The organism is Streptomyces sp. NPDC014656, from assembly GCF_043084305.1.
GTDB lineage: Bacteria > Actinomycetota > Actinomycetes > Streptomycetales > Streptomycetaceae > Streptomyces.
Genome location: NZ_JBIBZN010000009.1, coordinates 1 through 21,658, shown reverse-complemented (window position 1 = coordinate 21,658; position 21,658 = coordinate 1). Strand labels below are relative to the sequence as shown.

The 21,658-nt window shown below is 71.8% G+C and carries 18 protein-coding genes and 1 pseudogene; 12 read left to right on the top strand and 7 right to left on the bottom strand.

Going from position 1 to position 21,658, the window contains the following annotated elements:
• Positions 1-78 precede the first annotated feature (78 nt).
• The 3 genes from ACF1ED_RS20760 to ACF1ED_RS20750 are packed head-to-tail and all read right to left on the bottom strand — an operon-like array spanning position 79 to position 3,690.
• Positions 79-1,116 (bottom strand): ABC transporter permease, encoded by a 1,038-nt coding sequence (locus tag ACF1ED_RS20760; RefSeq protein WP_391762460.1) that lies wholly within the window; start codon positions 1,114-1,116, stop codon positions 79-81.
• Entirely contained in the window at positions 1,109-2,164 is a 1,056-nt protein-coding gene (locus tag ACF1ED_RS20755) for an ABC transporter permease (RefSeq protein WP_391762458.1), read from the bottom strand. Before ACF1ED_RS20755 ends, ACF1ED_RS20760 begins: the two co-directional genes overlap by 8 nt.
• Complete coding sequence (locus ACF1ED_RS20750; RefSeq protein WP_391762456.1) at positions 2,161-3,690, bottom strand: sugar ABC transporter ATP-binding protein; 1,530 nt, start codon at positions 3,688-3,690, stop codon at positions 2,161-2,163. Before ACF1ED_RS20750 ends, ACF1ED_RS20755 begins: the two co-directional genes overlap by 4 nt.
• Before the next feature lie 422 nt (positions 3,691-4,112).
• Between ACF1ED_RS20750 and rhaI the strand changes: the two genes are divergently transcribed.
• The 8 genes from rhaI to ACF1ED_RS20710 all read left to right on the top strand — a co-directional run bounded on the left by rhaI (position 4,113) and on the right by ACF1ED_RS20710 (position 15,854).
• Positions 4,113-5,279: an L-rhamnose isomerase gene (gene rhaI, locus ACF1ED_RS20745; protein WP_391762454.1), complete on the top strand. Its 1,167-nt coding sequence runs from the start codon at positions 4,113-4,115 to the stop codon at positions 5,277-5,279.
• A 347-nt stretch (positions 5,280-5,626) separates the two neighbouring features.
• Positions 5,627-7,666, top strand: a complete 2,040-nt coding sequence (locus ACF1ED_RS20740) for a bifunctional aldolase/short-chain dehydrogenase (RefSeq protein ID WP_391762452.1) — start codon at positions 5,627-5,629, stop codon at positions 7,664-7,666.
• Positions 7,667-8,002: 336 nt separating this feature from the next.
• Positions 8,003-9,526, top strand: coding sequence for a rhamnulokinase family protein (locus ACF1ED_RS20735; RefSeq protein ID WP_391762450.1), 1,524 nt, complete (start codon positions 8,003-8,005; stop codon positions 9,524-9,526).
• Positions 9,526-10,281 carry a (Fe-S)-binding protein gene (locus ACF1ED_RS20730; RefSeq protein WP_391762448.1) on the top strand — a complete coding sequence of 252 codons (756 nt, stop codon included), beginning with the start codon at positions 9,526-9,528 and terminating at the stop codon, positions 10,279-10,281. The genes ACF1ED_RS20735 and ACF1ED_RS20730 overlap by 1 nt, the downstream gene beginning before the upstream one ends.
• Entirely contained in the window at positions 10,278-11,726 is a 1,449-nt protein-coding gene (locus ACF1ED_RS20725) for a LutB/LldF family L-lactate oxidation iron-sulfur protein (RefSeq protein WP_391762446.1), read from the top strand. The genes ACF1ED_RS20730 and ACF1ED_RS20725 overlap by 4 nt, the downstream gene beginning before the upstream one ends.
• The gene (locus tag ACF1ED_RS20720; RefSeq protein ID WP_391762444.1) at positions 11,723-12,364 is read left to right on the top strand and encodes a lactate utilization protein C; all 642 of its coding nucleotides are present in this window, start codon (positions 11,723-11,725) and stop codon (positions 12,362-12,364) included. Before ACF1ED_RS20725 ends, ACF1ED_RS20720 begins: the two co-directional genes overlap by 4 nt.
• A 181-nt stretch (positions 12,365-12,545) precedes the next feature.
• A complete protein-coding gene (locus ACF1ED_RS20715; protein WP_391762442.1) occupies positions 12,546-12,977 on the top strand; it encodes a VOC family protein in 432 nt (143 codons plus the stop codon).
• Positions 12,978-13,751: 774 nt separating this feature from the next.
• A complete protein-coding gene (locus ACF1ED_RS20710) occupies positions 13,752-15,854 on the top strand; it encodes a serine/threonine-protein kinase (protein ID WP_391762934.1) in 2,103 nt (700 codons plus the stop codon).
• A 30-nt stretch (positions 15,855-15,884) separates the two neighbouring features.
• On the opposite strand, the gene ACF1ED_RS20705 is transcribed toward ACF1ED_RS20710, so the two are convergent.
• Both ACF1ED_RS20705 and ACF1ED_RS20700 read right to left on the bottom strand, forming a co-directional pair.
• Entirely contained in the window at positions 15,885-16,142 is a 258-nt protein-coding gene (locus ACF1ED_RS20705) for a hypothetical protein (protein WP_391762440.1), read from the bottom strand.
• Positions 16,135-16,341, bottom strand: coding sequence for a hypothetical protein (locus tag ACF1ED_RS20700; RefSeq protein WP_391762439.1), 207 nt, complete (start codon positions 16,339-16,341; stop codon positions 16,135-16,137). Before ACF1ED_RS20700 ends, ACF1ED_RS20705 begins: the two co-directional genes overlap by 8 nt.
• 307 nt (positions 16,342-16,648) lie before the next feature.
• Here ACF1ED_RS20700 and ACF1ED_RS20695 point away from each other — a divergent pair, with 307 nt between their 5' ends.
• A complete protein-coding gene (locus ACF1ED_RS20695) occupies positions 16,649-16,951 on the top strand; it encodes a hypothetical protein (RefSeq protein ID WP_391762437.1) in 303 nt (100 codons plus the stop codon).
• A 191-nt stretch (positions 16,952-17,142) separates the two neighbouring features.
• Here ACF1ED_RS20695 and ACF1ED_RS20690 read toward each other — a convergent pair whose 3' ends face one another.
• Together ACF1ED_RS20690 and ACF1ED_RS20685 are read right to left on the bottom strand one after the other, a co-directional pair.
• Positions 17,143-17,598 carry a hypothetical protein gene (locus tag ACF1ED_RS20690; protein WP_391762435.1) on the bottom strand — a complete coding sequence of 152 codons (456 nt, stop codon included), beginning with the start codon at positions 17,596-17,598 and terminating at the stop codon, positions 17,143-17,145.
• A 1,769-nt stretch (positions 17,599-19,367) separates the two neighbouring features.
• Positions 19,368-20,249, bottom strand: coding sequence for a LysR family transcriptional regulator (locus ACF1ED_RS20685; RefSeq protein ID WP_391762433.1), 882 nt, complete (start codon positions 20,247-20,249; stop codon positions 19,368-19,370).
• Between the two features lie 60 nt (positions 20,250-20,309).
• On the opposite strand from ACF1ED_RS20685, the gene ACF1ED_RS20680 reads away from it, so the two are divergent.
• The 3 genes and pseudogenes from ACF1ED_RS20680 to ACF1ED_RS20670 all read left to right on the top strand — a co-directional run.
• Positions 20,310-20,675, top strand: a complete 366-nt coding sequence (locus tag ACF1ED_RS20680; protein ID WP_391762431.1) for a DoxX family protein — start codon at positions 20,310-20,312, stop codon at positions 20,673-20,675.
• 292 nt (positions 20,676-20,967) lie between these two features.
• Positions 20,968-21,402, top strand: coding sequence for a hypothetical protein (locus ACF1ED_RS20675; protein ID WP_391762429.1), 435 nt, complete (start codon positions 20,968-20,970; stop codon positions 21,400-21,402).
• Positions 21,403-21,412: 10 nt separating this feature from the next.
• Positions 21,413-21,658, top strand: a pseudogene (locus ACF1ED_RS20670) (IS5/IS1182 family transposase); the annotation flags it as partial.

Below are 21,658 nucleotides of genomic sequence, written 5' to 3'. Positions count from 1 at the left end.
AGGGGGTGTGCGGGGTTGCGCGGAGCGGCTCCGGAGGGGCCTCCGAGGAGCGCCGGGGCGGTACGGGCTCTCGCGGCGTCAGGTGGTGGTGACGGCGGCGCCCGGTGGCGGCGGCGCGGTCGTCTTCCCGCGTGCCCGGGCCCGGGAGATCCGGCGGCCGACGCGGGGGGCGAGCACGGAGACGACGAGGAGGACGCCGGTGACGATGGTCTGCGACTGGGCGGAGACGTTCACCAGGCTCATGACGTTCTGGAGGGTGCCGAGGAGGAAGACGCCGGCGACGGCGCCGCCGAGGGTGCCCTTGCCGCCGTCGAAGTCGACGCCGCCGAGGAGGACGGCGGCGATGACGGCCATCTCCAGGCCGGTGGCGTTGTCGTACCGGGCGCTGGCGTAGTGCAGGGCCCAGAAGACGCCGGTGAGCGCGGAGAGCACGCCGGTGGTGACGAACATCGACAGCTTGAGCCGCTTGACCCGGATGCCGGCGAAGCGGGCGGCTTCCTCGCCGGCGCCGGTCGCGAACAGCGACCGCCCGACGGGGGTCGCGTGCAGGACGACGACGGCGACGGCGAGGAGGACGGTGAAGGGAACGGCGGCGTACGGGATGAAGGTGTCGCCGATCCGTCCGGCGCCGAAGTCCAGGTACTGGGCGGGGAAGTCGGTGACCGAGTCGGAGCCGAGCACGATCTGCGCGATGCCTCGGTAGGCGGCCATGGTGCCGATGGTGACGGCGAGGGACGGCAGGCCGAGGCGGGTGACGAGCAGGCCGTTGACCAGGCCGCAGACGACGCCGAGGAGCAGGCAGATCGGGATGATCGTCTCGATCGCCATGCCCGCGTTCCACAGGGCGCCCATCACGGCCCCGGAGAGTCCGGCGGTGGAACCGACCGACAGGTCGATCTCGCCGGAGACCACGAGCATGGTCATGGGCAGGGCGATCAGGGCGATCGGCAGGGTGTTGCCGATGAGGAACGACAGGTTCAGCGCGTTGCCGAAGTTGTCGACGAAGGAGAAGGAGCAGATCAGCAGCGTCAGCAGGAGGGCCGCGACGACGGTGTCCCAGCGCAGCGCGCCCTGGAGCCGGGCGAGCGGCGGGGGCTGCTGGATGGTGTCAGGCATGGCGGGCACTCCTCATCTGTGCGGCCTTCTTGCGCAGGGACGCGGCCACCCGCAGGGCCAGGATCCGGTCGACGGCGATGGCGAGCAGCAGCAGGACGCCGTTGATCGCGGTGACCCACACCGAGCTGACGCCGAGGGCGGGCAGGACGCTGTTGATGGAGGTCAGCAGCAGGGCGCCGAGGGCGGCGCCGTAGACGGTGCCGGAGCCGCCGGTGAAGGCGACGCCGCCGACGACGACGGCGCTGACGACGGTGAGGTCGTAGCCGGTGCCGGTGGCGGAGTCGACGTTGCCGAAGCGCGCGAGGTAGAGCGCGCCGGCGAGACCGGCGAGGGCGCCGCAGAGCACGTACGCGGTGGTGATCCGCTTCGTGACCGGGACGCCGGCGAGGCGGGCCGCCTCGGGGCTGGAGCCGAGCGCGTACATGTCGCGTCCGCTGTGGTAGTTGCGCAGGTAGTAGGCGACGGCGGCGAGGACGGCGCCGGCGAGCAGGGCGAGGTGGGGCACCACCCCGATCCCGTCGTGGCCGAAGTCGACGAAGCCCTGCGGCAGGGCGTCGGCGGTGATCTGGCGGGAGCCGACCCAGATCGAGTCGATGCCGCGGATGATGTAGAGGGTGCCCAGGGTCACGACCAGGGCGGGTACCTTGCCGAGGCTGACGAGCGCTCCGTTGAGCAGGCCGAAGAGGGCGCCGAGGGCGGTCGCCAGGAGGAGCGCGACGACCGGGTCGCCGCCGTCCTGGAGGTAGAGGCCCGCGGCGAAGGCGGAGATGCCGAGCACGGAGCCGACGGAGAGGTCGACGTTCCTGGTGATGACCACGACGGCCTGGCCGGTGGCGACCAGGACCAGGATGGTCGCGTTGAGCATCAGGTCCTTGACGCCCTGCTCGGAGAGGAACTCGCCGTTGGCCAGCTGGGTGGCGCCGAGCATCACGACGAGGACGGCTGCCACGGCCAGCTCGCGGGCCTTGAGCACCTTGCCGACCAGGCCGCGCGAGGCGGTGGGGGCGGGTGCGGTCTCGGCCCGCACCGGGCCTGCGGTCGTCGTCATGCCGCTTCCCTTCCTCGGTCGCCGCGGCCGGTCGCCGCTGCCATCACGGTCTCCTCGGTCGCCTCCGGCCTCGGGATCTCGGCGGTCAGCCGGCCCTCGTGCATCACGAGGACCCGGTCGGCCATGCCGAGGATCTCGGGGAGGTCGGAGGAGATCATCAGCACCGCGACGCCGTCGGCGGCGAGCGAGGAGAGCAGCCGGTGCACCTCGGCCTTGGTGCCCACGTCGATGCCGCGGGTCGGCTCGTCCACGATCAGGACGTCCGGGGCGGTCGCCAGCCACTTGGCGAGCACGACCTTCTGCTGGTTGCCGCCGGAGAGCGTGCCGACGACGTCGGCCATGCGGGCGTACTTGACCTGGAGCCTCACCGCCCAGTCCACCGCCCGGCTGCGCTCGGCGCGGCGGTCCATCAGTCCGGCCCGGGAGGTGTCGGCGAAGCCGGTGAGTCCGATGTTCCGCTCGATGGACATGTCCATCACCAGGCCCTGGGCCCTGCGGTCCTCGGGGACGAGCGCGATGCCGGCCGCCATGGCCAGGCTCGGCGCGCCCGGCGTCAGCTTCTTCCCCAGCACCTCGACCTCGCCGCCGTCGAAGCGGTCGACGCCGAAGACGGCCCGGGCCACCTCGCTGCGGCCGGCCCCGACCAGGCCCGCGAGGCCGACGATCTCGCCGCGGCGGACCTCGAAGGAGACGTCGGTGAAGACGCCCTCCCGGGTGAGGCGGCGGACGCTGAGCGCGACCTCGCCGATCTCGGCCTCCTGCTTGGGGTACAGCTCGTCGAGGTCGCGGCCGACCATGCGGCGCACCAGGTCGTCCTCGCCGAGGCCCTCGATGGGCTCGCTGGCGACGTAGGCGCCGTCCCGCAGGGTGGTGACGCGCTGGCAGAGGTCGAAGATCTCCTCCAGGCGGTGGGAGATGAAGAGCACCGCCGCGCCCTGCTCGCGCAGCGTCTTGACGACGCGGAAGAGGCGGGCGACCTCGCTGCCGGTGAGCGCGGCCGTCGGCTCGTCCATGATCAGGACCCGCGCGTCGAAGGAGAGCGCCTTGGCGATCTCGACGAGCTGCTGGTCCGCGATGGACAGGCCGCGGGCGGGCTGGTCGGGGTCGAGGGCGACGCCGAGGCGGGCGAAGAGGCCGGCCGCGGCCTGCCTGACGGCCTTGTGGTCGACGCGGCGGAGCGAGCGGCGGGGCTGGCGCCCCACGAAGATGTTCTCCGCCACCGACAGGTCGGGGAAGAGGGTCGGCTCCTGGTAGATCACGGCCACGCCCGCGTCGCGGGAGTCGGCCGGGCTGTGGAAGTCGACGGGCTGGCCGTCGAGCAGCACGGTGCCCGTGTCGGGGCGGTGTACGCCCGCGAGGGTCTTGATCAGGGTCGACTTGCCGGCGCCGTTCTCGCCGGCGAGGGCGTGGGCCTCTCCGGCGTACAGCCGCAGCGAGACGCCGCGTAGCGCCCGGACGGCGCCGAAGGACTTGCTCACCCCCTCCAGCGCGAGCACCGGAGTGCTCTCCGGCTCAGAGTGCGTCATTGCGTTCTCCATGGGTGTGGCAGGGACTGCGGGAGGGGGTGGGCGCGTCGGCGGGGCGCGAAGGAAGGCGCCGAAGTAGTCACCCGGGGTGAAATGTTTCATTCGGGTTGCCCGGAAGCTAACCCCGCCCGCCGCGCCGGTCAAGAGCCCCCGGCCGCCGGGTGCGCCCTCCAGGCCCTCCGGGCGCGCTTCGATCGCCATTGAACTGCGTGAAGATCGGGCAGTTCAGGGCAGGTGAAGCCCGAACGGCACGATTCGATAACGCGGATCGGGGCACGGATCGCACCTTGTGCGGCACCTTGACGGACACCTTCACGGGGGTTAGCTTCCTCTTCGGAATGAATCGATTCACTCGACCGGTTCCGTGCCCGCCGACCCCACCCCCGGGGCTCCCCGCCTTCCCAGTCATCCCGAGGTGACCCATGTCCGACATCGCCGCCGCGAAGGCCGCACTCTCCGGCCAGCGGATCGAGACTCCGTCCTGGGGCTACGGAAACTCCGGCACCCGGTTCAAGGTGTTCGCGCGGGAGGGCGTGCCCCGGGATCCGTACGAGAAGCTGGACGACGCCGCCCAGGTGCACGCCTTCACCGGCGTCGCGCCGAAGGTGTCGCTGCACATCCCGTGGGACAAGGTCGACGACTACGCGGCGCTGGGCGCCTACGCGAAGGACCGCGGCCTGGAGCTGGGCGCGATCAACTCCAACACCTTCCAGGACGACGACTACCGGCTCGGCAGCGTCTGCCACCCCGAGGCGAAGGTCCGCCGCAAGGCCGTCGACCACCTCCTGGAGTGCGTCGACATCATGGACGCCACCGGTTCGACGGACCTGAAGCTGTGGTTCGCCGACGGGACCAACTATCCCGGGCAGGACGACATCGCCGGCCGCCAGGAGCGGCTGGCGGAGGCACTGGCCGAGGTGTACGCGCGGCTCGGCGACGAGCAGCGTCTGCTCCTTGAGTACAAGTTCTTCGAGCCGGCCTTCTACACCACCGACGTGCCGGACTGGGGCACCTCGTACGCCCACTGCCTCAGGCTCGGCCCCAGGGCCCAGGTCGTCGTGGACACCGGCCACCACGCGCCGGGCACCAACATCGAGTTCATCGTGGCCTTCCTCCTGCGGGAGGGGAAGCTCGGCGGCTTCGACTTCAACTCCCGCTTCTACGCCGACGACGACCTGATGGTCGGCTCCGCGGACCCCTTCCAGCTCTTCCGGATCATGCACGAGGTCGCCAAGAACGGCGGTCTGGACCCGGCCACGGACGTGGCCTTCATGCTCGACCAGTGCCACAACATCGAGGCGAAGATCCCGGCCGTCATCCGCTCCGTGATGAACGTCCAGGAGGCCACCGCCAAGGCCCTCCTCGTCGACACCGACGCCCTCGCCGCCGCCCAGCGCGACGGCGACGTGCTCGCCGCCAACGCCGTGCTGATGGACGCGTACAACACCGACGTGCGCCCGCTCCTGCGGGAGGTCCGCGAGGAGCGGGGCCTGCACCCCGACCCCGTCGCCGCGTACGCCGCCTCCGGCTGGCAGGACCGGATCGCGGCCGAACGCGTCGGCGGCGAGCAGGCCGGCTGGGGCGCCTGACCTACGCGGCCGACGGGGCACCGCGCCCTGGCGAGGCCCCGCGTCCCGTCGGGGGGCCGCGCCCTGACGAGACCCCGCGCCCCGTCGGGGCCTCGCCCGACGAAGCCCACGTCCCGTCGGAGCCTGCACCCCGTCGGGACCCCGCCCGACGAGGCCCCGCGCCCTGGCGAGGCCCGCACTCCGACGGGGGCGCGCCCGACGAAGTCCGCGCCCTGGCGGGGCCTGCTCCGTGCCGGGCCCCGCGCCCCGTCGGGACCGCACCTGACGAGGCCCGCGCCCCGACAGGGCCCCGCCCCCGAGGACGCTCCCTCCCCCTGACTCTTCGACCCCCGAAGGACTGATCGCACATGGCCACCCACCCCGAAGTCGCCGCGCTCCTCGACCGCGCGCACCGGCTGGGCTCCGACCCGCGCAACACCAACTACGCCGGCGGCAACGCCTCCGCGAAGGGCACCGTCACCGACCCGGTCACCGGCTCGGACACCGAGCTGATGTGGGTGAAGGGGTCCGGCGGCGACCTCGGCACGCTGACCGAGGACGGCCTCGCCGTGCTGCGTCTGGACCGGCTGCGGGCGCTCAAGGACGTGTACCCGGGGGTGGAGCGCGAGGACGAGATGGTCACCGCGTTCGACTACTGCCTGCACGGCAAGGGCGGCGCGGCCCCGTCCATCGACACCGCGATGCACGGCCTGGTCGACGCGGCCCACGTCGACCACCTGCACCCCGACTCCGGCATCGCGCTGGCCTGCGCCGCCGACGGCGAGAAGCTGACGGCGGAGTGCTACGGCGGGAAGGTGGCGTGGGTGCCGTGGCGCCGCCCGGGCTTCCAGCTCGGCCTGGACATCGCGGCGATCAAGGAAGCCCACCCGGAGGCCGTCGGCGTCGTCCTCGGCGGGCACGGCATCACCGCCTGGGGCGCCACCTCCGAGGAATGCGGGGCCAACGCCCTGTGGATGATCCGCACGGCCGAGACCTTCCTCGCCGAGCGTGGCAAGGAGCAGCCGTTCGGCGCGCCGCTGGAGGGGTACGCGGCGCTGGACGGCAGCGAGCGCCGGGAGCGGGCCGCCGCGCTCGCCCCCGCCATCCGTTCCCTGGCCTCGCAGGACCGCCCGCAGGTCGGCCACTTCACCGACTCCGGCGTCGTCCTGGACTTCCTCGCCCACGACCAGCACCCGCGCCTGGCCGCCCTGGGCACCTCGTGCCCCGACCACTTCCTGCGCACCAAGGTCCGGCCGCTCGTCCTGGACCTGCCGCCCACGGCCCCGCTGGACGAGGCCGTGACCCGGCTGAAGGAGCTGCACGCGGAGTACCGGGAGGAGTACGCCGCCTACTACGCGCGGCACGCCACCGCCGACTCCCCCGCGATGCGCGGCGCGGACCCGGCGATCGTGCTGGTGCCCGGCGTCGGCATGTTCTCCTTCGGCAAGGACAAGCAGACCGCGCGCGTCGCGGGCGAGTTCTACGTCAACGCCATCAACGTCATGCGCGGCGCCGAGGCCGTCTCCGCCTACGCCCCCATCGAGGAGGCGGAGAAGTTCCGCATCGAGTACTGGGAGCTGGAGGAGGCCAAGCTGCGGCGCATGCCGAAGCCGAAGCCCCTCGCCACCCGCGTCGCCCTGGTGACCGGCGCGGGCTCCGGCATCGGAAAGGCCATCGCCCACCGGCTGGTCTCCGAGGGCGCCTGCGTCGTCGTCGCCGACCTGAACGGCGAGAACGCCGGCGCCGTGGCCGAGGAGCTGGGCGGCCCGGACAAGGCCGTCGCGGTGACCGTGGACGTGACGGACGAGGAGCAGATCGGCGCCGCGTTCCGGGAGGCCGTCCTCGCCTTCGGCGGCGTCGACCTCGTCGTCAACAACGCCGGCATCTCGATCTCCAAGCCGCTCCTGGAGACCACCGCCCGCGACTGGGACCTCCAGCACGACATCATGGCCCGCGGCTCCTTCCTCGTCTCCCGCGAGGCCGCCCGGATCATGACCGCGCAGAACCTGGGCGGCGACATCGTCTACATCGCTTCCAAAAACGCGGTCTTCGCCGGACCGAACAACATCGCCTACTCCGCCACCAAGGCCGACCAGGCCCACCAAGTACGTTTGCTGGCAGCGGAGTTGGGCGAGCACGGCATCCGCGTCAACGGCGTCAACCCCGACGGCGTCGTCCGCGGCTCCGGCATCTTCGCCGCCGGCTGGGGCGCCCAGCGCGCCGCCACCTACGGCATCGAGGAGGAGAAGCTCGGCGAGTTCTACGCCCAGCGCACCCTCCTCAAGCGCGAGGTCCTCCCCGAGCACGTCGCCAACGCGGTCTTCGCCCTCACCGGCGGCGACCTCACCCACACCACCGGCCTCCACATCCCCGTCGACGCCGGCGTGGCGGCGGCCTTCCTGCGCTGAGGCCCCTGATCGTTTCGGGGCGGGTGACTGACGCACCCGCCCCGGAACCACCCCGCCGGTCCCAGGCGCACGGGTGGCGGCCCGGCGGCGCGATCCGCACGGGTAGCGGCCCGACGGCGCGATCCGCACGGGCACGGCCAACACTCCGGCGCCCTGACGCCGTGCCCCTCGCCGCCGGTCCGCCACCCGTCCTCCCCGATTCCCGCTCCCCCCTCCCTCCCCGCTCCTCCCTCTCGCCCTCCCTCCCCGTTCCTCCCCCTCCACCCCCCTAGCCCTCCCTCCCCCTCCCTCCTTCTCCCACCCCGACGAACCACCCGCCCCGCGGAGGAAGCCCCCGTGACCACCACTCCCCCGACCTCCGCCTCCCCCTCCTCCCCCTCCTCCGCCTTCTCCTCCGCGTTCGCCGCGGTCGACCTCGGCGCCACCAGCGGGCGCGTGATCCTCGGCCGGGTCGGCCCGGACAACCTCGACCTGACCGAGGCCCACCGCTTCCCCAACACCCCCGTGCGTCTGCCCGACGGGCTCCGCTGGGACGTCCTGGCCCTCTTCCAGGGCGTCCTCGACGGACTGTGCGAGGCAGCCCGCTCCGGCGGCGTCGCCTCCATCGGCGTGGACACCTGGGCCGTCGACTACGGTCTCCTCGACGCGGACGGCGCCCTGCTCGGCCACCCCTTCCACTACCGCGACGAGCGGACCGACGAAGTCGCCGAACGCGTCCGGGCCGAGATCGGCCGCGAGAAGCTGTACGGCATCACGGGCCTGCAGCACCTGCCGTTCAACACGGTCTTCCAGCTGGCGTCCAGCCGAGGAACCGTCCAGCGGGACGCCGCCCGCACCCTGCTCCTCGTCCCCGACCTGCTGATCCACTGGCTGACCGGCTCGATCGGCGCCGAGGAGACCAACGCCTCCACCACCGGCCTCTTCGACGCCCGCACCGGCACCTGGTCCCACGAACTCCTGAGCCGGCTCTCCCTCGACCCCGGCCTCTTCCCGCCGCTGCGCGCCCCCGGCGACCCGGCCGGCACCCTGCTGCCCCACGTAGCCGCGTACACGGGGCTCGACCCCCGGACGCCGGTGACGACGGTCGCCTCGCACGACACCGCCTCCGCGGTCGTCGCCGTGCCCGCGACCGAGCCGGACTTCGCCTACATCTCGTGCGGCACCTGGTCGCTGGCGGGTCTCGAACTGGACGCCCCGGTGCTGAGCGAGGAGTCCCGGGCGGCGAACTTCACCAACGAGCGCGGCGTCGACGGCACGATCCGCTACCTGCGCAACATCATGGGCATGTGGCTCCTGGAGGAGTGCCGGCGCACCTGGGAGCAGGAGAACCTGCCCACCCACCTCCCCGCCCTCCTCGCCGACGCCGCCCGCGCCGAACCCTTCGCCTCCCTCGTCGACCCGGACGCCCCGGAGTTCCTCGCCCCCGGCGACATGCCGGCCCGCATCCGCGACCACTGCGCCCGCACCGGCCAGCGCGTGCCCGGCGGCCAGGGCGCGGTCGTCCGCTGCATCCTGGAGAGCCTGGCCCTCGCCCACCGCCGTACGCTGCGGCAGGCCGCCGAACTGGCCGGCCGCGACATCGGCCGGATCCATCTCGTCGGCGGCGGCTCGCGCAACGACCTGCTGTGCCAGCTCACCGCCGACGCCACCGGCCTTCCCGTCGTCGCGGGCCCCACCGAGGCCACCGCGCTGGGCAATATCCTCGTGCAGGCCCGCGCAGCCGGCCTGGTCGGGGACCTGGCCGACATGCGCCGGCTGGTCGCCTCCACCCAGCACCTGCGGCACTACGCCCCCCGGGGCGACGCCGCCGCCTGGGACGCGGCCGCCGCCCGACTCGACTCCGCCCCGAGGAACTCCTGATGCGCGTCGCCCTCTTCGCCACCTGCGTCAACGACGCCGTGTACCCGTCCACGGCCGTCGCCACCGTGAAGCTCCTCGAACGCCTCGGCGTCGAGGTGGACTTCCCCGCCGCCCAGACCTGCTGCGGCCAGCCCCAGTACAACACCGGCTACCGCCGCGAGACCGAACCCCTGGTCCACCGCATGGCCCGCGCCTTCGAGGGCTACGACCACGTGGTCACCCCGTCCGGCTCCTGCGTGGCCATGGTCCGCGACAACTACCCCAGGATCGGGGCGAAGGCGCGCGCCGAGGGTCGCGGCGACGCGCTGGTCCGGGCGTCCGACTCCCTCGTCCCGCGGACGTACGAGCTGACGGAGTTCCTCGTCGACGTCCTCGGCGTGACGGACGTGGGCGCGTACTTCCCCCACGAGGTGACCTACCACCCGTCCTGCCACGGCCTGCGGATGCTCGGCCTGGGCGACCGCCCGCGCCGCCTCCTGGAAGCGGTGAAGGGCCTGAGACTGGTGGACCTGCCGGGGGCGGAGGAGTGCTGCGGTTTCGGCGGCACCTTCGCGGTGAAGAACCCGGACGTGTCGGCCGCGATGGGCGCCGACAAGATCCGCAACTCCCTGTCCACCGGCGCCGAGGTCCTGTGCGGCGCCGACAACTCCTGCCTGATGCACCTCGGCGGCATGCTGCGCCGCCAGGACGCCCCGCAGCGCGCCCTGCACCTCGCCGAGATCCTCGCGAGCACGGAAGAGGAGCCCTTCGTATGAGCGGGACCTTCATCGGCATGCCGGCCTTCCCGAAGGCCGCGCACGACGCCGTACGGAACACCACCCTGCGCGCGAACCTGCGCCACGCCACCCACACCATCCGCGACAAGCGGGCGGTGGCCGTCTCCGAACTCGACGACTGGGCCGAACTGCGCGAGGCCGGGAAGCGCATCAAGGACCTCACCCTGAGCGGCCTCGACCACTACCTGGTCCAGCTGGAGGAGGCGGTCACGGCCGCCGGCGGCACCGTGCACTGGGCGGCGGACGCGGACGAGGCCAACCGGATCGTCACCGACCTGGTCAAGGCCACCGGCGAGACCGAGGTCGTCAAGGTCAAGTCGATGGCCACGCAGGAGATCGGCCTCAACGAGCACCTGGAGGCCGAGGGCATCCGCGCCTACGAGACCGACCTCGCCGAGCTCATCGTCCAGCTCGGCGAGGACCGGCCCTCCCACATCCTCGTCCCCGCCATCCACCGCAACCGCGGCGAGATCCGCGACATCTTCGCCTCCGAGATGGCCAAGTGGGGCCGCGGGGCCCCCGACGGCCTCACCGACACCCCCGCCGAACTCGCCGAAGCGGCCCGCCTCCACCTCCGGGAGAAGTTCCTGCGCGCCAAGGTCGGCATCTCCGGCGCCAACTTCATGGTCGCCGAGACCGGCACCCTCGTCGTCGTCGAATCCGAGGGCAACGGCCGCATGTGCCTCACCCTCCCCGAGACCCTGATCTCCGTCGTCGGCATCGAGAAGGTCGTGCCCACCTGGCGCGACCTGGAGGTCTTCCTCCAGACCCTCCCCCGCTCCTCCACCGCCGAGCGCATGAACCCGTACACGAGCATGTGGACCGGCACCACCGACGGCGACGGCCCGAGCGCCTTCCACCTCGTCCTCCTCGACAACGGCCGCACCGACACCCTCGCCGACGAGGTCGGCCGGCAGGCGCTGCGCTGCATCCGCTGCTCCGCCTGCCTCAACGTCTGCCCGGTGTACGAACGCGCCGGCGGGCACGCGTACGGCTCCGTCTACCCCGGCCCGATCGGCGCGATCCTCACCCCGCAGCTGCGCGGAACGCAGAGCGAGGTCGACGCCTCCCTCCCGTACGCCTCCTCCCTGTGCGGCGCCTGCTACGACGTCTGCCCCGTCGCCATCGACATCCCCGAAGTCCTCGTCCACCTCCGCGAGAAGGTCGCCGACCAGGGCGGGCCGGGCCACCGCCTGGAGAAGGCCGCCATCAAGGCGGCCGGCTGGATCCTCGACCACCCCGCCGCCCTCGCGGCGGGCGAACGCGTCGCGTCGAAGACCCGCGCCCTGCACCCGAAGAAGCTGCCCGGCCCCGGCGCCCGCCAGTGGACCGAGAGCCGCGACCTTCCCGAGATGCCCGCCGAACCGTTCCGCGACTGGTGGAAGAAGAACCGCGCGGGAGATCCCACAGGAGACCGTCCGTGAGCCAGAACTCCCGCGAACGCGTCCTGGGCCGCATCCGCCGGGCCCTCGCCGACACCCCCCGCGCGGCGGAACCCGCCCGCGACTACCTCACCTCCCACGCCCCGGAGGACCCCGCCGCGCTCCTGGACCTCCTCCACGAGAACCTCGCCGACTACCGCGCGATCGTGCACCGCGCCACGGAGAGCGAACTCCCCGCCCTGATCGCGGAAATCCTCGACCGGCACGGCGCCCGCACGGTCGCCGTCCCGCCCGGACTCCCGTCCCCCTGGCTGTCCGGGACGACCGCGGAACAGCGCCACGACGAGGAGACCCCCCTCACCCCGCACGACCTGGACACCACGGACGCCGTGGTCACCGGCTGCGCCCTGGCCATCGCCGAGACCGGCACGATCGTCCTGGACGGCGGCCCGGGCCAGGGCCGCCGCGCCCTCACCCTCGTGCCCGACGTGCACATCTGCGTCGTCCACGCCGCCGACCGGATCGTGGCCTCCGTGCCCCGAGCACTGCCCCGGATCGACCCGGCCCGCCCCCTGACGTGGATCTCGGGCCCGTCGGCCACCAGCGACATCGAACTCGACCGGGTCGAGGGCGTGCACGGTCCACGCGTGCTCCAGGTGGTGCTGCTGACCCGGGGCTGAGACCACGTCCGTCCGTTCCGCCCTCACGCACCGGCTCGTCAGGGGCGTCCCTCGGCCGAGCTGCGTCAGCACGGCACGGCAGTGGGGAGCAGACGCCTCCTCCCGGCCGCGTGTGGGCCTCCCGACCGCGTGTGGGCCTCCCGACCTGGGAAGACGAGCAGGGCCCTGTTATCGTGCGCCGATGTCAACGATCAAACAGTTCCAGGTGACCTTCGACTGCGCGGAGCCCGCACGCCTCGCCGCCTTCTGGTGCGAGGTGCTGGGGTACGTCATGCCGGCGGTCCCGGAGGGCTTCGCCACGTGGGAGGAGCACCACCGCTCGCTGCCGCCCGAGGACGAGATCTACTTCGCGTGCACCGACCCCTCGGGTGCGGCCCCGCGCCTGCTCTTCCAGCGAGTTCCCGAAGGCAAGGTCGTCAAGAACCGGGTGCATCTCGACGTGCGGGCCGGCGCCGGGCTCGTGGGCGAGGAGCGGCTCGCCACGCTCGAGGCCGAATGCGCGCGGCTGATGGCGCTCGGCGGGAAACACGTGCTCACGCAGCGCGCCGACGGCGTCAACGAGTCGTGCATCACGATGCAGGACATCGAGGGCAACGAGTTCTGCCTCGCCTGAGTCTCCCCCGAGACCGCGAGGCGGGGAGCCGCCTCCGCCCGCGGGGAACATCGGGGCAGCCGCTGTCGGCTGCCCCGATCACCGCCCCGCCGAGGCCCGCCTGGCCAACGCCCGCTCCATCAACGCCCGCTCCACCAACGCCCGCCTCGCGGTCGGCGATGACTACGGCCCCGACGGCACGGATCCGGGCGAGTGCCCCGGCCCGGGCGAGCAGTTGGTCGAGCAACTGGGCGAGGACGGGGCCCTGGTGCCCGCCGGGGGTGAAGGACGCGCCGGAACCGGCGAAACCGGTGCGCAGGTTGAGGGTGACGGTGGCGGTGGCGGTGGCGGTGGCGGTGGCGGTGGCGGTGGCGGTGGCGGAGACACCAACGATCCGCGGTACGCCCAGGACCGGGCGGAGTCCCACGGCCGGTCAGAGCCCACCCGGACAGCGTCCGACCAGACGGGGCAACAAAACCTGCGCGCGGCCGTGCGGGGCCGTACGGTCATGACGGACGCCCACAGGACGGGCCGCTCCGTGTGACGCCGCTTCCCGCGTCCCCGCACGTGCGCGGGAAACGGCCACACACGCGGACGCGTCGTCACCGGCCCCGCAGAACTGCCCCTGGGCGCCGCCCCCTTCTTCTTGCGATCAGCCGTCCCACGAGGGCGATCCCCGGATAGCATCCGCCCTGAGGCCGGAGGGACGAGCGGGGTCCACCACCGAACGCGCCCTCCCGCCTCTCCCGCCCCTCTCCACAGTTCGACGACGCCGGAGGAACCAACCCCGTGACCATGGCCGGCTCCGGCGTACGGATCCTCCCCGCCCGCCCGGGCGACCCCAAGAAGGTGGGCCCGTACCGGGTCGTCGGCCGTCTCGGCACAGGTGGCATGGGGACCGTCCACGCCGCACTCGACCCCCATGGGATGCGGGTCGCCGTGAAGGTCATCCACCCGGCACAAGCCGAGGACCCGGAGTTCCGGGCCCGGTTCCGCCGCGAGGTCGCCCTTTCCTCCCGCGTCACGGGCCCGTGCCTGATCCCGCTCCTGGCGGCTGACACAGAGGCCGATTCCCCCTGGCTGGCCACCGCGTACGCGCCGGGGCCGACCCTGAACCAGCACCTGGCCGCCCACGGCCCCCTCGCCGACGGAAGCCTGCACGCCTTCGCGGCGGGTACCGCCCAGGCCCTGGCCGCGATCCACCAGGCCGGAGTGGTGCACCGGGACGTGAAGCCGCAGAACGTCATCCTCGCCCCCGCCGGCCCGCGCGTCCTGGACTTCGGAATCGCGCACGCGGCCGACGGCACCTCCGTCACCCGGACCGGTGTGATGACGGGGACACCCGGCTGGATCAGCCCCGAGCACTACCGCACAGGCACCGCCGGGCCGGCCGGGGACGTGTTCGCCTGGGGCGCGCTCGTCGCGTACGCGGCCACCGGACGGCTCCCGTTCGGCACCGGCACCCCGGACGTCGTCGCGTACCGCGTCATGTCCGAGGCGCCTGAACTCGCGGGCGTCCCTCACCCCTTGCGGGAGCTGGTGGGGCAGGCCCTCGCCAAGGATCCGGACGAGCGGCCCTCCGCCCCCGAGGCGGCAGAGCGATGCGTCGCGCTCCTGGCCGCCCAGACCACGCGCGTCCTGCCCGTGGCCACGGGCACGGCAGCGGCCACGGAACCGACCCTGGTCGGCAGTCTCATCGAGGCCGAGTGGCACATACCCGCGCTGGACGACCCCGCCTGGCACGGCCGGCACTCCGCTTCCCGCAAACGGGTGACCATCGCCGCGATCGCCGTGGGAAGCCTCATCGGCGGAGCCGTGGGCGGAGCCCTCGCCCTCTCCCCCGACAGCGGCAGCACGGACAAGAACAGGAGCAGCGCAACCAGCTCCCCGACGCCGACCCCGACGCCGACCCCGACCCCGACACCCCCTGGCCGTACACTCACGCCCAGCAACGACACCGCCCCCGGCACCAGCACCGACACCGCCACCACCCCCACCCCCACCGCTCAAACCGACGCTCCCCTCACCCCCCGGTCCGTCCGGGAGGCGCTGGCGTCCGTCCCCGATCCGGCCTACACCCGCGCCGAGGACGAGACCCAGCCCCTGCCCGGCGAATGGGCGGCCAGCACGCGTGCCGAGACCCCGGAGGAGACGGCGGCGGCGCGGGAGATCCGGGACCTCGCCCAGGCGATGCTCTCCACCAAGGGCTGGCAGCAGTCGACACCCGAGGTCACCTTCCACCACGAGGCGCAGACCATCGTGGTGACCTCGGGCCCCGTCCCGCAGATCCCCGAAGACCACCAGGACATGTTCCGCCGCATCGGCGAGATGGCCGCCTGCACGGTGGCCTCCCGCCACCTGAGGGAACACCCCGCCACCTGGCCGTACGGGCGGTTCTCCGTCCACTGGCTGTACGGCGAGCAGGCGGGCGACGCGCCGGTGCTGGGTTTCGGGGACGCCGCCGACGGCTGCTCCCGCGAGACCGCCGGCCGTTGGACGGGCGACACCTTCGGCCTGGTGACCGCCGGCATCCCCAGCAGCGCCGGAGACGAGATCCGGGTCGCGGACAGCACGGTGAAGGCCTTCCAGACCGCGTGGGACGCGAGGGCGGGCGAGGCGGGACTGGAGCCGCTCGACGCGGGCGCCGTCCAGCTCGGGTTCGATCCCGTGGAGCACGCGATGTACGTCTGGGCGCACGAGGACGGTTACGGACCTCTCGGCGGGCGCGCACAGCAGTCGCATCTGACGGACATCGTCGAGAAGACCGGCTGCGGAAAGCTGCTGGCGGAGGCGGAGAAGAACAGCGGCTGGCAGTACGACCGCTACGTCGTCGCCCTGTACTGGGGAGACGAGGGCGAGAAGCAGATCCTCGACTCCGGAACCTGCCCCGGGGGCTGATCCCCGGATCCCCGGCACAGCGCGTGCGGTTCAGCCGACCTCGACGTACGTGACGATGAGGATGCTGCCCAAGGCCGTGGCGTAGAAGATCACGCGAATGCCGTCGTGCCGGTAGTCGCGCAGGGCGGAAGCCGTGGCATGCGGCTTGACCTCGTCCGGGGCGGCGGCAACCGCGTCGAGGGCGGCGTCGAGTCGAAGGGTCTGCTCGACGGTGAGGCCGCGGGTCTGAGTCCCGGCGGGCTCGATGAAGACGATGCGGGGACGCCTGCCGCGGGAGTGCCTAGGCAACGTGCGGGGTCTCCCCGCTCGGTTCGGGTACGCCCCGCTCGACGCGGATGTCGTCCCAGTCCCGGCAGCGGTCCAGGTCGATGCCCTCGGAGGCAAGGTTCTCGAGGACGTACGCCAGCGCCGGGTTGCCGGCGAATTCGGCACGCGCGGCCTCCCGCAGCTCACGCTGCTCAGCCTCGTTGAAGACCAGGTGCGCCACAACGGCCCCCTTGCGAGTCGGGTACGACTCCGAGGCTAGCGCAGCCGCACAGCTCCCGGAGCGGCCACGAGAAAACCGCCCGGAGAGCCAAGTCGTAGAAGACGCTGTCCTGGCGGTCTCCGAGCACACCGATCCACCACTGATTCAACAATCAACAACTTCTCCAGGAACGATCCTAAGATCCGGCCCCGGATCGCCGCACTCGCGGCCCACGGAAGCGAAATCCTTGGAAACCCATGGCTATCCAAGGAAGTCCTTGGGCATCCAAGGATTGCCTTGAGGCCCGCCGAATCACTACCGTGACGGCATGACGGACACCGTGCAGCCCACAGGACACTGCTACTGCGGATGCGGCAAGGCCATCGGATACGGCCGCTTCTTCGCCGCCGGCCACGACAAGACGGCGGAGGCAGCCTTCCTCGCCCTCCACCACGACGGCAGCGTCGCGCAGATGCTCCACGCCCACGGCTACGACTCCAGCGGCGACAAGTCCGTGACCAAGAAGGCGGTCGAGGAAGGAATGTGGCAGGAGTGCCCTCAAGGCTGCGGCTACCGCGGAGCGAGGGAGAGCATCAACAACCACATGAACCGCTTCCACAGCACCACCTGACCACCCCGCCCCGGAAAAGACACAGGGCAATCGACTGGCCCCGCCCTCCCCTGCACCTGGTCGACCCTGGCGAAGGTCCCCCGGGAACGCCGGAGTTGCGACCGGACGACACGCGAGGAGGAGGCGCGGCCGGCGAAGAACAGCGGTGGGCCTGCTCCGGCGCCCGCCCGGGCCGGTTCGGGGGGCACGCTTCACCCTGCTTCGCCGGTGAGGCAGGCGTGGCACAGGCATCGGTCCGGGTGGGGGGAGCGCGGCGCGACCTGGGCGCGGTACTGACGTGCGTACCGTTCCAGCGTCGCGGAGACGTCCGCCGCGTAGTCCGCGTTGAGCCCGCCTCCGCGTCCCGTCTCACGCAGCCGCTCCAAGAGGCGCGGGGTGTGGACGAGTTTCGGCCGGAAGCCGTAGAGGTGCCGTGTCGCCGTGTCGATGACGATCCACCGGCTGGTGTGCCGCTCACGTCCGACCACCGTGAGCCGCTCACCTCCCGGGCCCCAGTACACATCGGCCACGTAGACCTTCGCGCCGCCCTTGAAGAACTTCGTCCCCGGCCGCAGTTCCTGGCCGCCGACTCCGCACCGACGCCAGGCCACCACGTTCGCCGCCACCAACAACACCGGCTCCTGCCGCAGGACATCCGCCTCGGACACTCTCCCCGCCCCCCTCACCGACGCACCGCCCGCTCCCCAGCCGCGACGCCAGACCGGACATCCCCAACCGCCCCGCCGGACCTGTCATCCTGAGCGGCGCTCAATGACCACAGACAGTACCTATCCACGCGACGAGCCAAGCCCAGGACTCCTCACGCTTCTCCCCCGCCCCAAGGCCGGCTTGATTCCCCGACGCCTACCCCGATCTACACGCCCATGGAACGGCGTCCTCACCACGCTGCGGACCCCCCCGCCCCCTTCCCTTCCCGTCCCCACACCCAGCCGACCGCCCTCCACCCACCACCTCGCCCCACCCCTAGGTGCCGGCCGCAATGCCGTTCTGCCGCCGAAAGGGCTCGCCTCCCCCTGAACACCCGTCCCGGCGATCTTCAGCACCACATCCGTCGCTTCAAATGTCCCGTCTCAACGAAGTCGGTCGTCAGCATGCCCCTGCCCTGCGTGGACCGGATCGCGTGGGCCACGTGGACCCACTTCGCCGAAACGGATCGCAGGTCTCGTGCTGAGCCGAAGCACGATGGACGGCACAACGGCCGACGTGTTGTCACTCGAGGGCAGCTGCCGGCAGCTGCGGGGGTCCGGGCCGGAGTCCGCCCGCGCAGGCCAACACCTCTGTCGCCGAGGAGTTCAGGAAGACCGTGAACACGGACGACCTGTCCGCTGTGTAGATGAGACCGGTACGCACAAGCTCTCCCCCGGTCTGCCGGAGGATGTCGACAGAGGCGGCAAGGCCCCCGACCGTGCGCCCGCGCCGAGCGGCGGTGCGCATACGAATCGCGAACACCCCCGCGTGCCGACTGGCGGGGACCAGACCGTCGAAGACTTCGAAGACGCCTCCGGCCGCCAAGACGTCGCGGGCAGGTCCACAAGCCGGCGTCTGTTCGCGAAGCATGGCGATGAGCTCCTCGCGAGGAATGCTCCGCACCGGTACCCGTACGACCCAGGGGTCGCCCATGCGTGACAACCGCAGCACCTCTCTGGTGACAGCCCGACGGCTGGCGACCTGCTTCCTTCGCAGGCTATCTGGTACCGAAAGCGAGCTGCAGGGTGCCGCACTTGAGGCGACCGCCGCAGCACCTTCGCCCCGAAGAGCACCAAGGCTGCCACGCCAAGGCTGCAACCACGTCCTGCGATTCCGGATCCAGGAGCACGGAGGGAGGAGTCGCGGACCATCCCACGAGAGAGGTCGGCAGGTGCTCCCCGTGCGACTCCCCCGGCTGAGACGGGACATCAAAACCCGGTTTTGAAACCACGGCGCACAGGAGGGGGGCCGGTTTCAAAACCGGGTTTTGAAGCAACGGCGCGCGGGAGGGGGGCCAGCTTCAAAACCCGGTTTTGAAGCGACAGCGCACAGGACACAAGGCAGCTTCAAAACCGGGTTTTGAAGCCCTATACATGCCCACCCCACGCATGTTTCTTCGTCGAGTCGCGTTACGACCCCGACCCCAAACCCGCACCCCCATTCGCACCCGCACCCAAACCCGAAAGGAACTCCAGCTCAGCACCCCACCGAACGACGGCCTCGACAAGCCCGCCCCAGCGCCGACCCCACAACACGGACGGGAAGCAGGCCGTCCAAACCAGCCGCAGCCTTCCCTCTGTCCTCCCCACCCTGCGCCCCGCCTTGCCCCGGCCGACGCGGTCACCCCACCTCTCGCTCGTATTGAGCAAGCAGTCCGACACCACCGCCCCCAAAAGCCAGAGCGTCGAGATCCACCCAGCCAGCCGCCAAAGGTTCGCCAACCACACCGTCAGCTCCGGCTCAACCGCCGAGTGAGGGCCTCCAGCAGCTCGTCCAACACCACCGCCTGCGTCCGCTCCCGAGGCCGGGCCAGTCCCACCCGGCTGGGCGAGACCCCCCGGACGGAACGGAACACCACATCCGGGTGGGAGTAGAAGCGAGCCGCCGACGCGGGAGCCAGCGCCACGCAGCCGCCGGCCACCGCTCCGATCCACTCGTCGGGGCGGCTGGTGACGGCACCGACCCGCACGGGGCGCCCGTCGCGCTCCTCCACCGCCAGCCAGTGCTCCCTCCAGGCGCCGGTTGCGGCCCCCGCCGAGACGAACGGCTCGTCCAACAACTCCCGGAACTCCACCGTCTCGCTGTTCGCCAGTGGATGCCGGACCGGCAGCAGCACCCCACGCTCCTCGACGAACAGCTCCCGAACCGAGAACTTCTCCTGCCCCGGAAACGGCAAACGCACCACCGCCGCGTCCACCTCACCCCGCGCCAGACCGGCGCTCGGGTCCGACCAGTCGAACTGCCGCAACTCCACCCGCCACTCCGGCCGCGCCCGCCGGAACTCCGCGATGCCCTCGGGAACGTCACCCACCGCGCCCGCATCCAGGAACCCCAGGCACAGCACCCGCGCCGCCCGGCCGACCGCCCCCACCGCCTCGTCCCAGCCGTCCAGCAGTACAACCACCCGCGCGGCGAGCTCACGACCGGCCTCGGTCAGCGCCATCCCCGACCGCGAACGCACGAAGAGCCGTACCCCGAGCCCGTCCTCCAGGCGCCGGATCTGCTTGGTCAGCGCAGGCTGCGAGACGAACAGCCTCTCCGCCGCCCCCGTCAGACTGCCCTCCTCCGCCACCACGGCGAAGTACCGAAGCAAACGCGTGTCCACGTCCATGCCCTCAGGTTATAGAAGGAGGTATTGGACAGTGCCACAGCGCCCGCAGAACCTGAAGGCATGACCGATACTCCGCTCACGCTCCTCATCGTCACGCTGCTCACGGCCGCCATCAACATCGCCATGGCCGCCGCCGACCTCGCTCGGGCGCGCTTCGTGCTGGCCAACTCAGCGGAGGTGGGCGTCCCCCCGTCCTGGCTGCCCCGGCTGGCCGCGCTCAAAGCGGCCGGCGCGGCAGGCCTCCTCCTCGGCCTCTCGGACGCCGCGCCGCCCCTGCTGGGGACCGCTGCGGCCACCGGTCTCGTCCTGCTCTACCTGGGCGCACTCACCTTCCACCTGCGCGCCCGCGTGTTCTACAACCTCGCCTTCCCCGGCTTCTACTTCGCCACCGCCCTCGCCACCCTGGCACTGACCGCGTCCTCCTGAGAACGCCCCCACTCCCCACCCGCCCCTCCCTGCGACGAACGAACCACCCGCTGCCTCGGCCCACTGAGCTTCGCGAAGCCAGGACATCCAGTCCTCACGCTCGTACCGAAGACGGCAATCGACGCCTGTCTTCAAAACCCGGTTTTGAAAACCCCCACCCACCGACCGAACACCCCACACCCCCACGCCCCTCTGACTCCCCGATTCACCCCCTCAGCACCGGAGACCAGTGCTAAGGGCTGCCCCGTATGAGGCTGTGAGCTGGTAGGTCGGCTGGGGGTACTGTCGGCCGATGGAGTCGGAGAAGCCGAACGAATGCCCGCTTCACGGCGGTGGGGCGGATGCCCAGAGTCTCGTGGGACGCCTGCTCGGGGAGGTCGTCGCTTCGCGGCACATATATGGCGGCGGTGATCTCGCGGCGCCGCTGGACGTGTGGCTGATCGATGACCTGGGTGCAGCCGTTCACGTAACGACTGGATCGGACGGGTGCCTGATCGCCGAGGAGTCGGGGCCCCACACCGGCTACGACATGGGCGATTCGGGACGCGTCACTGTGGGAGCGATCGGCAACGAGACACCGTTCGCGGATCACATCGGGGAAAGCATTCTGGCGGTGCGGGAAGAGCACGAACCGAACACCGGACGCGTTGCCCTGGAGTTCTCATTTCCCCGCGGTCGCATCCGCTGCGAGAGCTGGGCTGGAGACCTCCGTCTGACCCTGATGTGATGATCTTGTGGTGGCTGGTGTGGTCGTGGCGTTGGAGCCGTTCTGGATAGTCCCGGTCTTCGGGCTGGGTCCGGGGTAGTTCGGGAGGCTGGTGAGGGTTCTGCTGTGTGGGGGCGCGGTCCGCAGGGGCCGGCTGTGGAGCCTGCCGCTGGAGAACCGGCCCCTTCTGGTCGCGGCCTGGTCGCGGACGAACCTCACGATGCGCCGGCTCCCCCCGCTTTTCAGCGGTCTCGAAGTCGGCGGCGGACCGGAGCAT